Annotated in this window: 12 protein-coding genes; 9 read left to right on the top strand and 3 right to left on the bottom strand. The window is 64.1% G+C overall.

Going from position 1 to position 11,942, the window contains the following annotated elements:
• Positions 1–48 precede the first annotated feature (48 nt).
• Positions 49–2,622 (top strand): LysM peptidoglycan-binding domain-containing protein, encoded by a 2,574-nt coding sequence (locus ABZU72_RS12005; RefSeq protein ID WP_355019079.1) that lies wholly within the window; start codon positions 49–51, stop codon positions 2,620–2,622.
• A 182-nt stretch (positions 2,623–2,804) separates the two neighbouring features.
• On the opposite strand, the gene ABZU72_RS12010 is transcribed toward ABZU72_RS12005, so the two are convergent.
• Positions 2,805–3,683: an HNH endonuclease signature motif containing protein gene (locus ABZU72_RS12010; protein WP_355019080.1), complete on the bottom strand. Its 879-nt coding sequence runs from the start codon at positions 3,681–3,683 to the stop codon at positions 2,805–2,807.
• The gene (locus tag ABZU72_RS12015) at positions 3,658–5,211 is read right to left on the bottom strand and encodes an AAA family ATPase (protein WP_355019081.1); all 1,554 of its coding nucleotides are present in this window, start codon (positions 5,209–5,211) and stop codon (positions 3,658–3,660) included. The genes ABZU72_RS12010 and ABZU72_RS12015 overlap by 26 nt, the downstream gene beginning before the upstream one ends.
• Before the next feature lie 327 nt (positions 5,212–5,538).
• Between ABZU72_RS12015 and ABZU72_RS12020 the strand changes: the two genes are divergently transcribed.
• From ABZU72_RS12020 to ABZU72_RS12035, 4 genes are read left to right on the top strand one after another with little or no spacing between them, the layout of a single operon-like run.
• Entirely contained in the window at positions 5,539–6,462 is a 924-nt protein-coding gene (locus ABZU72_RS12020; RefSeq protein ID WP_355019177.1) for a bifunctional DNA primase/polymerase, read from the top strand.
• Positions 6,459–6,785, top strand: coding sequence for a hypothetical protein (locus tag ABZU72_RS12025; protein WP_355019082.1), 327 nt, complete (start codon positions 6,459–6,461; stop codon positions 6,783–6,785). Before ABZU72_RS12020 ends, ABZU72_RS12025 begins: the two co-directional genes overlap by 4 nt.
• Positions 6,782–7,633, top strand: a complete 852-nt coding sequence (locus tag ABZU72_RS12030; protein ID WP_355019083.1) for a serine/arginine repetitive matrix protein 2 — start codon at positions 6,782–6,784, stop codon at positions 7,631–7,633. The genes ABZU72_RS12025 and ABZU72_RS12030 overlap by 4 nt, the downstream gene beginning before the upstream one ends.
• Positions 7,623–8,627, top strand: coding sequence for a ParB N-terminal domain-containing protein (locus ABZU72_RS12035; RefSeq protein WP_355019084.1), 1,005 nt, complete (start codon positions 7,623–7,625; stop codon positions 8,625–8,627). Before ABZU72_RS12030 ends, ABZU72_RS12035 begins: the two co-directional genes overlap by 11 nt.
• A gap of 82 nt (positions 8,628–8,709) precedes the next feature.
• Here ABZU72_RS12035 and ABZU72_RS12040 read toward each other — a convergent pair whose 3' ends face one another.
• Positions 8,710–9,468 carry a helix-turn-helix domain-containing protein gene (locus ABZU72_RS12040; protein WP_355019085.1) on the bottom strand — a complete coding sequence of 253 codons (759 nt, stop codon included), beginning with the start codon at positions 9,466–9,468 and terminating at the stop codon, positions 8,710–8,712.
• Between the two features lie 148 nt (positions 9,469–9,616).
• On the opposite strand from ABZU72_RS12040, the gene ABZU72_RS12045 reads away from it, so the two are divergent.
• The 4 genes from ABZU72_RS12045 to ABZU72_RS12060 all read left to right on the top strand — a co-directional run bounded on the left by ABZU72_RS12045 (position 9,617) and on the right by ABZU72_RS12060 (position 11,937).
• The gene (locus tag ABZU72_RS12045) at positions 9,617–9,838 is read left to right on the top strand and encodes a hypothetical protein (RefSeq protein WP_355019086.1); all 222 of its coding nucleotides are present in this window, start codon (positions 9,617–9,619) and stop codon (positions 9,836–9,838) included.
• Positions 9,819–10,337, top strand: a complete 519-nt coding sequence (locus ABZU72_RS12050) for a DUF6879 family protein (RefSeq protein ID WP_355019087.1) — start codon at positions 9,819–9,821, stop codon at positions 10,335–10,337. The genes ABZU72_RS12045 and ABZU72_RS12050 overlap by 20 nt, the downstream gene beginning before the upstream one ends.
• Positions 10,318–11,172 (top strand): helix-turn-helix transcriptional regulator, encoded by an 855-nt coding sequence (locus ABZU72_RS12055; RefSeq protein WP_355019088.1) that lies wholly within the window; start codon positions 10,318–10,320, stop codon positions 11,170–11,172. The genes ABZU72_RS12050 and ABZU72_RS12055 overlap by 20 nt, the downstream gene beginning before the upstream one ends.
• A gap of 90 nt (positions 11,173–11,262) precedes the next feature.
• Positions 11,263–11,937: a cell wall protein gene (locus ABZU72_RS12060; protein ID WP_355019089.1), complete on the top strand. Its 675-nt coding sequence runs from the start codon at positions 11,263–11,265 to the stop codon at positions 11,935–11,937.
• The last annotated feature ends 5 nt before the right edge of the window (positions 11,938–11,942 follow it).

An 11,942-nucleotide genomic window follows, 5' to 3' on the forward strand; every position in this document is an offset into this window, starting at 1 on the left:
GCATCACCCCCGATCCCGGAAACTCCGCCGCCGCCCGTCACCGCACCTATGAAGGTCGCTCCCGCCCAACCGGCACCGAGGATTGACAACTCGCCACCGACTGTCTCATACACCGTCAAGCGGGGCGACAGTCTCTGGCGCATCGCCCAGTCACACCTCGGTACGGGAACCCGGTTCACCGAGATCATCGACCTCAACCCCGAGGCACTCGGCGGTGACCCAGACTTCCTCCCGGTCGGCCTCGTCCTCCACCTCCCGGCCCCTCACCCAGACGACACAGACGACGAGACGTACGTCGTCCAACCAGGCGACACCATCACCGAAGTCGCCGCGACCGAGCTCAACGATCCCGACCGCTACCCCGAGATCTTCGAGGCCTCCCGCAACACCATCCAGCCCGACGGCGGCCACCTGAGTGATCCAGACGTGATCCGGCCGGGCTGGACTCTCACCATCCCAGACCCGGACTTCGCTGAAGAGGAGGCATCAACTCCGGCGCCGACGCCTGAATCCGATGCGCCGCTGATCAGAACGCCCGACGCGAAACCGACAGCGCCGGCGCCAACCTCCCCGACGACAGTACAAGAGCTCACAGCTGAGTCCGACGAAGTCGAAAGCGCACCCTCATGGGTGCTCCCCGGGCTAGCAGGTTCAGGGGCAGTCTTGGCCGGAGGCCTGATGCTCCTGCTTCGCCAGCACCACCGATCCAAACGGCGCCACCGGCTGCCCGGCTACGAAATCACAACACCCCCGGCCGAGCTTCGCCCCACGGAGAAGACCATCCACGTAGGGGGCGCCGGCACCGCGGCACTCATCGAACGCCTCGACATCCTCCTCCGCATGCTCCCTCAAGGGGAGCAACCCCGCCTCCTCGCCGCAGAGCTCGGCGACAACCGCATCACCCTCCACCTCACCGAACCTGCCGCACTCCCCCACCCCTGGACCGGCGGTCCCACTGTCTGGGTCACCGATGCTGACATCGAATCCACCGATGCCGGAGACAACGCCCTCTACCCACTCCTCGCCTCTATCGGCCAATCCGATGACGGGCACCTGTGGCTGCTGAACCTCGAAGAACTCCACCTCATCAACCTCACCGGCGACCGCCAACACACCAAGGCGCTAGGCCGTCACATCGCCGCCGAACTCACTGTCACACCCTGGTCGATGCTCGTCCAGGTAGACGCCCAGAGCGTCGCACCAGAACTGACAGGCCTCGACCCTCTCCGATTTCACTACCACGACCACCCCGACTCGCTGCTACCGCTCGCCGCCGACCTCGACCCAACGGGACGGCTCCCCGGCTTCGACCCCGACCGATACCACGCCGTCATTGCCGCTCAAGACTCCGAACCCCTGCGCGCGATCACCACGACCATCACCGCCGACCACGACCGCTCCGGAGTCGCGGTCGTCATTCTCGACGCCCTCCCCGACCTCGACGCCGTCACGATTACCATCACCGCTGACGGCCACCTCACCCTCGCCCATCCGGCACTCCATGACCTACGCCTTACCGCGGCTGGCCTCACCGCTGAAGAAGCCTCCACCTGTACCGCCATCGTCGAGGCGACCCGCGAAGCGCAGACCCGACCTATGCCACAGAACGAGGCGGCGACCGCCGGCATGGAAGCGCTCATCGACGCGGCCGGCGCGCTGCGCCCGGAGTACGTCCACGAGCGCCCTTCCTCCGACCAGGAGCCGGCGGGCCAAGACTCGTTGCTGCCCGAGCCGACCGACACGTACGTCGCCCAATGCGCCACCACCGCAGACGACGTAAATCATCTGGCTCCAGTCGTCGATAATGCGACTCGCGACACCGTCACGACCCTGGACCCAATGCTCGACGCCGACGTTGCGGAGTGGCTCTCGCTCCACCCGCGCCTCCCGAAACTCACCCTCCTGGGACCCGTCCACCTACGCGCGTGCGGCGCCGTGCCGCCAGCCCGTCGGCCATACTTCGCCGAGCTTCTCGCCTATCTCACCCTGCACCCTGATGGCGTACGCACCGACGAGTTCCTCGACGCCATTGGAATCAGCCGCAGTCGCCTGACCATCGATCTGGGCAAACTGCGTAACTGGTTGGGCAAGAACCCACGTACCGGCAAGGACCATCTCCAGGACGCACGCAAAACACCCGCTTCTCAGCGACTCGGCTACCCCGCCTACCAAGCCGAAGACATCCTCGTCGACCTCGACCTCTTCCGCCGCCTCCGAACCCGCGGCCAAGCCCGCGGCGCAGACGGCATCACCGACCTGCACCAAGCCCTCCGCCTGGTCTCCGGCGAACCATTCTCACGGCTGCGCGACAACGGCTGGTCCTGGCTGCTCGACGGCCAACGCCACGACCACATCGCGGTATCGATGATCGTCGACACCGCTCACCTGGTCGTGAACCGGGCACTGACCGACAGTCAGCACGACATCGCTCGCGAAGCAGCCGAGATCGCCTCCAAAGCAGCGCCGTACGACGACGTCCCACGTCTCGACTTCTCGCGAGTCCTCTCAGCCACAGGCCACTCGAGACTTGCAGCGGAACACACCGCAGAACACATCTACAACCGTGACGACGGCGACGGCCCCGTTGAGCCTCCAGCCCGCTCCAAGCGTGCAACTGGGTAACTGGGGCCCTAGCATTTGTTCCTCACGCCGTTGCCTTCGGCCGGCCCGAGCGCAGGGCTAATTGCAACGGCAGGATCAACACACAATCATCGGGAGTGTCCGCCCAGCGGCCCAGAGCAACGAGCGGTGGCACCTCATTGTTTCAGTTTGGTGGATGGTCAAAGATGAACCGTAAGGCACCGTCAGGGCGTCGGCGGTCGCGTAACCGGCGTTAGGTAGCCACCCTCGCAGTACCAGTCGCTGGCCGCCAACGCCTCGAACATGACCGCGCGTCGATCGTTGTCGTCGTCTGCAAACCCGATCTCTGCTTGTTCCTTCAGAAAGTCGCGCACTTCGCATGGAGCGCAACCGTCGAACCGAGAGGGCAAAATGCGTCCGAGTCCAGTTACCTCTGTGGCGCACCGCTTGCTGTAACGACTTCCCAACTTTAGACGATTGAATTGGTACACAATCCTAGTCGCGACCTCCGTCGACAGCCCAGCGTCCGGATCTGCATGGAATCTCAGGTCTGGCGGCGTAGTCTGCACTACCTCAGCGCGCAGCCATCGACCAAGTGGGCCAAGGAAGTACGGGTGTAAAAACTGCTCTTGGGCCTCGCCGCTGTAGCCATCACCAAGTTGCATGTTGCAGTCGCGGCAAGCTGGCACCAAGTTCCACGGATCAATGGCCAGCCCCGGCACCAGTGCCTTGGGAACGTAGTGGTCCAGGGTTCTTGGATCCCCTTCACGGCAGTAGACGCATCGGCCCATTGGGGCTGCGCCTAGCAGAACCTCGTAAATCGCCTTACGGGCGGGACTGTTGGACCGAGCAATCTGCTTACTATACAGGTCTGTGAGTTCTGCCTTACTCAGGTTGGTCACTGCATAGTCACCCGAGACTACAGTGTGCAGTTCGTCGATGGCCGCGACGGCCTGAAACCTGATGCTGTTGGCCGAAAAGTCCTGGCGGGCTGCCGTCACCGCGTCGCGTAGCGCCTTATCGCGGATACCTGCAGCACACGCCTTCGCCGCGTCATCGGCGGTGACCTGAGGCGGGTCAGTCGGCCACATCGCGAGGCTCACTCAGCGCGCGGGTCATCGAGCGGAGAATCGCTCTTCCTTCAGTTCCAAGCTGTCCATCGAGGTCACTCACGATCTGCTCGTACGGACGGCCAGTCGACGCCGCCTCCGAGAGCATGCGGTGAAAACCAGTCGCAGTGACCTCGAGCCCGAAGATCTCGTCTGTAAGTGTGCCGACGTTCTCGCCGAACGTCTCGATTTGCGGGCGGTCTGCCCGCATGGCGAAGCCGTATCGCTGAAGTTTCCAGGCACAGGTCCTCGGGACTTCTTGAAGAACAACGGGCGAGTGAGTCGCGATGATGCCGATCCCGTTGCGGTTCGTAAGGAGGTCGCTCAACGCTCGCACAAACGCCGACAAGAGCGGGGGGTGGAGGTGCGCCTCCGGTTCATCGAGGAGAACAAGACTCTTCTCCTCGACCGTCTCTACGAGGCGCGTGACGGTGAGTAGTACGATCTTGTGTCCTGAACTCAACCGCCTGAACTTGCGTGGTAGTTCCTCCAGCCCGTCGCCATCTTCCGTCGCGTCCTCAAACAGCGCAGGGAGTTCGGCTTCGGCAAAGAGTGGGTCACCCTCAAGCAGTTGCAGCGCGCGCAGTAAGCGTTGCCGCCGAGCACCGATGAGGCAGACCTTCGCCGAGCGCGTCATCTCAGCAGACAGGCCGGCCGCAGTCTTCGGGGTTGGCGCCTCGTCCTTGCCTGTCGTCTTCCGGAGGCCAACGAAGTGGTACTTGAACTCATCCGATCGATTCTTAGGAACCACGAGCGGGTCAAAGGCGTCGAAGGCACTAAATGACACCTGGACCAAGTTGGCGACCCGCGTCACACCAGGCTCGATGCGCTGCATCTCCACTGAATCCCGGATCATTGCCTCCGCGAAGGAATTTAAGAAGCTGCTCTTGCCCACTCCGTTACGCCCGATGATGACGTGGATGTTGCTCGGCAGTTTGGATGCAGGGTCAACGGCGAATGTGACATTGACGGGTTCGGCCTTGGACTCAGGGTGAACGTATTCGAAATGAAGGTCGAAGCGAGTCAAACGAGCACCACCACGGGCCAACCGCGCGAACTGGTCTCGGATCGTCGAGATTGGAATCTCTCGAAGCAGCGAAATGCGCGTAACAGGTTCATCTTTCACCGCATCCAGCCATTCGGGATCGAAGGCTAGGTCACGTACGCGGCGTAGGTACTCTTCCCGGAAAGAATTTCCGATCTTGGTCAACGCTTCGTAGTAGCTTGGATCTTGACCAAGTGAGAAGAAGTCGCTCGTCAGCTCGCTGAACCGCGATGACGGTTCCGGAACCCTGTACCCGCTCCGAGGCGACTCCGTGTCGCGCGCCGCTTTCAGCCCCCGTTGCCCGATCTTGGTACCACCAATCCGGTGGCGTTCACCATCGATGTCAACGTAGTACGCGTTGAACAGCGTCTGGAACGAGAACCAATCGTCCCAACTCGCGCGAACAAGGTAGACCGTATCCGTAGACGATCCACCCTCAGCGACACTACCAACTACGCGAAACCGAATGGCACTCACCTCTCACGCCCAGTACGGCCTGGAGGCTAGTACGTCTGGCGATGCCGCGGACACGTTCCCGCCACTCTTCCCAGTTTTGGTGAAGGGATGGGATCGCGTTGCGGGAGGAAGGACTGGATGAGAAAGGAGCATCCATGCGTCCGGCTCGCGGCCACTGATCTGCAGAGCAGCCCGTCAGTGCCTGAGTTCCATCCTCGACGACGTTCTCGAATTTCCAGGGAGCATCCCTCTGAACTGGGCGAACAGTTATTGCTCCCTCTCCACCAAGACGAGCCTGAGTCCAACGTCGTAACAAACCAGGCAACCTGGTGGACGACAGTCGAGATCATGGACAACTCGAAGAATCGCCCGTCTCTCCGGGTGACCACCGCGATCCGCGATGCCTCACGTCGCAGCGATGTCCCGAGCGCTGCCCTGACGCTCGCGCTGGCGGGCGTACCCGTCTTCCCGTGCGCTAGTGGCGGGAAGGAACCGCTAACAGCGCATGGATTCCACTCCGCCTCGAACGAGCCGCGTCAGGTCCACCAATGGTGGTCACGGATGCCGCAGGCGAACATCGGTATCCCAACCGGAAGCGCCTCAGGGTTGGTCGTGGTTGATGTCGACGTACACCGCGGCGGCGATGGCTTCCGAGCCTTCTCCCGAGTCACCGAGATGGGACTCACGCAGCGATGGGCCTGGCTGGTGCGTACGCCGTCGGGTGGCATGCACGCCTACTTCGCAGCCACTCCCGGCGTCGAACAGCCATGTTGGTCCGTCCCCTCCAGGCACATCGACTTCCGTGGCGATGGCGGCTACATCGTTGCACCGCCATCAGCGGTGGCGAACCCGGACGGGATCACCCGGCGGTACTCGCTGGTGACCTTCGGGCGAGACGCCGGGACCGTCGACTCTGTCGAGCTCAACCATGTCCTCGCCCCACCCAAACCGCCGCCGCCTCGAAGCGGATCGCCTACGAGCATGCCGGGCGCAGGGTCTTCTCCCGATCGCCTTGCGTCGTGGGTCGCGAAGCGACCTGAGGGCGCTCGTAACGGCGGTCTCTTCTGGGCTGCCTGCCGGATGGCCGAGGCCGGCCACGACTTCTCCCAGACCTCCCAACTCCTCGGCGATGCAGCACAGTTGGTTGGGCTCCCTGACGCCGAAGCGTTCCGGACGATCAAGTCGGCCTACAGAATCGCCAGCCGGCTCGGACCGAGCGACACCCCCGGGAGCCGCCCGGGCCCTACGAGACCTGAGGGGGTGGCGATGTGAGTACCGAACCTATCCACGACACCAAGGACCACGGCACTGAGCCGACACCACTGGCGGTGCACCGAGACCCGTCCCAAGGTCAGGCCCAGTCGGGCCCGATTCAGATCTCGAAGAACGGCATCGCCTGGGTACGTCCCAGCGACCTTCCCACCATGATCGCCGGCCGGGTCATCGGACGGGGACTGGACCTCAAGGCCGAACTCGTACGCCGTGCCAAGCACCCAATCCGACCGCACGCGCCTCGGGCACGGACCACAAGGACCGCGATCGCAGCCTCCGAGCCACCGTCGATCACCCACCGCCCGGGAGGGATCTCGCTATGAGCCTGGACTTCACCACCGCCACCGGCCTTCGGATGCTCCTCACCGAACTGCACTACGCCGGCCCCGACGCATGGCGTCACGACCCTGACGCGGGAGCACTGATGCGGTACGCCACTGACAAGTACGCCAGTCTCGCGACCAAGCACGGCCTCGAACCAGACGATGCGGCATACGCGGCCTTCAACGTGCTTCGCACCGATGCAGTCCGCAAGGCCCACGACCCTTGGGCCGTCACCACTCGAGCCGTTCAGGTCGCCCTCATCTACGACGAGCGCGCAAACGGGCTCCTGTGCTCCACCCACCAGGCCCGCCGCGCAGAGGTCTCCGCCCATCACGACGCCGATCGGTTCGGCGATCACGAAACCTCCCTGCTCGACTACCACCCCGCCTTCCACGTCCAGCCCGAGGTGGACAACCTCGATCTGGAGGTTCCAGAAGCGCCACAGGTGACCATGCACGACGCATTCGAGATGACCGTGAGGCTCTTCACCGCACTGGGTTGGCCCGAACATGCCGTCCGACACGCGATCACCTACGTCTCCTCACGGCTCATGGACTCCGGCAACCGCGCCACCACACACGAAGGGCTGCGCAAGGACCGGCTCGCGCTGCACACGCTCGACCTCACCCAGTCCAGCTGGACGACCCTGCTCACCACAGTGCTCGGCAACCCTCGCCCCGAGCACGAGCACACCCGGCGCGGTCACGGGATCTGGTATCGCTTCCTGCTCGGCGAGACACCGGCCGATCTGCTCGACGAGGACGACCTCGTCCACGCCATCTCTGCATCGGCGCCCACCGTCGACCCCCACCCGCGCCTGGAGAGGTTGCTTGCCGATGTCTCCTGAGACCCACACCGAACGCACCCTCGATGCGATCACCGTCGGCGTACGCCACCGCAAGGACCTCGGCGACGTCGACGAGCTCGCTCACTCCATCAACGAGATCGGCATGCTCCAGCCGATCACCATCACTCCCGACGGCGTCCTCGTCTGCGGCCACCGCCGCCTCGAAGCCGTGCGCCGCCTCGGTTGGCGCACCGTCAAGGTCTGGATCCGCTCCGGCATCTCCAACCGCCTCACCGAGCTCCTCGCCCAACAAGACGAGAACAGCCTCCACAAGCCCCTCTCTCCCACCGAACAAGCCGACCTCTACACCGAGCTCAAGGCCCTTTACGCCGAGGAAGCCCAACGCCGCCAAGAGGCCAGCCGATTCGGCGCCGACGACGTGGACAGCAGGGCCTCTTCGGCCGGAGTCAACGGTTCCGGTGACTCACCGGAACCGTTACCTAACTCCCGCGAGTCCCGCTACCAGGCCGCCAAGATGGTCACCGGATCCGGCTCCTACCAACGGCTAGACCACATCAAGTTCCTCCAGGCCGTCGCTGCCGACTCGTTCCAGCCACCAACCGTCCGCGAGCTGGCCACGGCTGAGCTGGCGGCCGTCGAGTCCGGCAGCCCCGTCGAGCCTGCCTACCGAAAGGTCCAAGCGGCCATTGAACTGGCGGCCCATCCATCCGCCGAGGACGACAACCTCGACCGCCTCGCTACCGAAGCGATGGAGCGGGTCAAGCAGACCAAGGCGCGCCGGGGCACTAAGACACCACCCGAGCCATCGTCAAGCCGGGATCGCCCTGACACATCGCCGCGGTACCGCACCCTCCGGTCCTTCCTCCTCACCTGGGCCGAGCTCGAAGGCTGGACCGCTCACTACAACCTGAACGAGCTCGCTCGCGAACTCACCGACGATGAGTGCGCCCGCTTCGACCGAGTGATCTCGGAATCCGTCGCCTTCCGCGACCGCCTGGGTGCCACGCGCCGAGCAACCCACGAGTCCGCATGACTATCGCGCCACCGGGGTTGCAGGCGCCGACCCACCCCCGCCAGTTTGTGAGTGGGCCGGCGACCGGTTCATGGGATCGGGTCTACTCGAAGACCCCGATCAGATCGGCCGCTCGCGAGGCGGCCTCGTCGATTCGTTCTTGGTCGGCCAGACAGACCCGCAGGCACGACGCGGCGACCACGCCCTCGATGATCTGGCTGATCCGGTGCCCGTCGGAGCGCATTCCGATGACGACCTCGACCAACTGGAGCAGCAACATGCCGAGCAGATTGCCCTCCGGGATCAAAGCCGTACTCGGGCGAGAAGCCGCGACCTGTCCACCCAACCGTGCGTACGCCGCCTGGAGCTCCTTACGCGCTGACCCGAACGGCCCGAAGACCTCCCTGCGCTGCACCTCCGGCAGCCTGCTCAGCACCCCGGCGTTGCGTGGCGCGGCAGCGAGCGTACGCACGTCGAGCACCACCAGCAGATACAGCAGCACCTCAGTCCCGGCGCCGGTCTCGGCGCCGAGGATCTCGATCTTCTCGATCCTGTCCAGCGTCGGCCGGATCGAACGCTGAAGCAGCTCACCGAGGATCTCCTCCTTCCCAGAAGGGAAGTGGTAGTAGATCGAGGCCTGCCTGATCCCGACCGCCTCGGCGATGTCCCGGGTCGACGTCGCGGCGAAGCCGCGGTCCACGAACAGGCCCGCGGCGATGTCGAGGATCTCCTCCCGCGGCTCCAACCACGACCGCCGACCACCGGATATCTGGGCCAGGACGCGTGGACGACCTGCCCGGCGAGCGACCAACTCGCCGCGCTGGATGGTCGGATTCTCGGCGCCCCGCATCGCGTACGTCATGTCCGATGACGCTAAGTCTGGGGGACACGCATTGGAAGAATGTTGCGAAATGTTGCGAGTCGAGATGTATTGACGCCCCCTGAGCGCGCCCCGAAGATGGAAGAGATCGAGCAACAGATCGCAACCAAATCAGGCAGGTGGGAAGACCATGCAGTTAACGTTCATCGGCAAGGACCCGGAGTCGAACCCGACGGGGTCACCGACGATCTACCGCACGGAGACGGGATCATGGGTTGTCCAGGGATGGGTCGTCGACGACACCGACGCACTCGCCCAGATGAACATCCCCGAAGGCGAGACCTGCGTCGAGATCCCCGACAGGATGCTTCAGTTCTTTGGACAGGGAGACAGTGGCTTCGATAACCGATGACGAGTTCGACGACCTGCTTCGCAACTTCGCCGACAGTTCCGTCCACTTAGAGACCCGCGACGCCTATGGCACCGCAGTCGAGCTCCCCTACATGGCCAAGTGGGACGCCGGGGAGCACGACGACCTGGCCTGGCTCAACGACTGGTGCATCACCCTCAAAAAACACACCAACGCTGGGAAGACCGTGCGTCGCGCCCGGATCGTCTCGGAGCCGTTGAGCGACTACCAGCACTGGTCCCACAGCATCGCCCAGCCGATGGTCGATGCCGGCGAGGACATCCGCTGGGTGCCACGTCGCACGGTGTCGTCGGTCGCGATCCCCGGCAACGACTTCTACCTGTTCGACAACGAGCTGGTGGTCTTCCTCATCTACACCGGCAACGGGCTCGGCATCGACAAGGTCACCTCCACCGACCAGCACGACATCGAACTGTGCCGAACGGCGTTCGAGAACGTCTGGAAGTACGCCATCCCTCACCGTGACTACCAACCTGTCTAGCTCAGCAGCCAAACAAGCTCGGCAAGCGCTCGGCCAACGGCTACGCGACATCCGCAAGGACGCCGGCCTCACCGCCCGAGCGCTTGCCGAGCTGACCGCCCAGCACTACACACGCATCAGCAAGATCGAGAACGGCGTCCAATCCCCCACCGACCAAGACATCCGCGACTGGTGCAGCGCATGCGGAGCTCAGACTCAGACCGCGGACCTGATCGCGACACTACGTGCCGTCGAGTCGGCCTACCTCGAGTACCGACGCCAAAGTCGCGCCGGCATGAAACGAGTCCTGGGAGCCCACACCCTCAGCCGCTATGACCAGACCACGGTCTTCCGCATCTACGAGCACAACGTCATCCCCGGACTCTTCCAGACCAGCGACTACGCCGCCGCGATGCTGGAGTTCTGGATCGACTTCCTCAACACCCCCAACGACGTAGACGAGGCCGTCGCCATCCGCATCCAAAGGCAGAAGGTCCTCAACCAGTCACGCAAACGCTTCTCCGTGTTGATAGAGGAACAAGCACTACGTACCTGGTTCGGAACCGCCGAGACCCAAGCCGACCAACTCGAGCATCTCATCGAGATCAGCACCCGGCCCAACATCTCCCTCGGCGTCATCCCGCTGATGAGCGAACGTCAGGCCGTCGCCTCGGCCGGCTTCTGGATCTTCGACGACGCCCTCGTCGCCCTCGAAACTCCCACGGCCAGCATCGAGGTCACACAGCCTCAAGAGATTCACCTCTACACACGCATGTTCGACATACTCAAGAACAGTGCCGTGTACGGCAACGACGCACGCGAACTCATCCGCGCAGCGACCCCATCGCGACCCTGACCTCCTAACGGTCAAAGCAGCCGCATCGCCTCGGCGGCGGGACACTCGGAACACCTCTTCGCAGACCGCTCGGACTGCCAGGAGGCTGCAATGCTCGCTCCCCACCTCGCCAACCTCACCCGCAACAAGACCGCGCTCGCTGCCGTGGCCGCCGCTGTCACGTTGGGTTGCGCAGGAACAGCTCTTGCCATCGCTGGCGACGGGAGCGACTCAGCACCGCAACCGCGTCCTTCAGCGGTCTCGCGGGACACCTCAGCCAAATCCTCGACGGAAGTAGCGCCGGCGGGCCAGGTCGTCGACACCAGCGACCCAGCAGCCTTCGCGGTCTCGGTGGCCCGGGTCCTCTTCGCCTGGGACACGACCGAGTCGACGCCGCTCAACGAGTACACCGGACGCTTGCTCGCCGTCGCCGACCCCAGCGGCGAGGAGTCCGCCGGCCTGGCAACGGACCTGACGACGTACCTGCCATCACCCGAATCCTGGGAAGACCTGAAGACGTACGAGACCCGGCAATGGATCGACATCACCTCCTACGAAGTCCCCCGCGACTGGAACAGCGCACAGGACAACGCAAAGAGCCCCGACATCGCCGCTGGCACCACCGCCTACACGATCACCGGCCTCCGACGCCGCTCCGGCATCTGGCAAGGCGAGACCGCAAAGACGGTCGACGACGTGGCCTTCACCATCTTCATGACCTGCAAACCGACGTACGACACCTGCCGGCTGCTCCGCATCTCCCAGCTCAACAACCCGCTGCGATGAGCGAG

Origin of the sequence: Nocardioides sp. NPDC004968, assembly GCF_040608935.1 — a bacterium.
In the GTDB taxonomy this organism is placed as follows: domain Bacteria; phylum Actinomycetota; class Actinomycetes; order Propionibacteriales; family Nocardioidaceae; genus Nocardioides.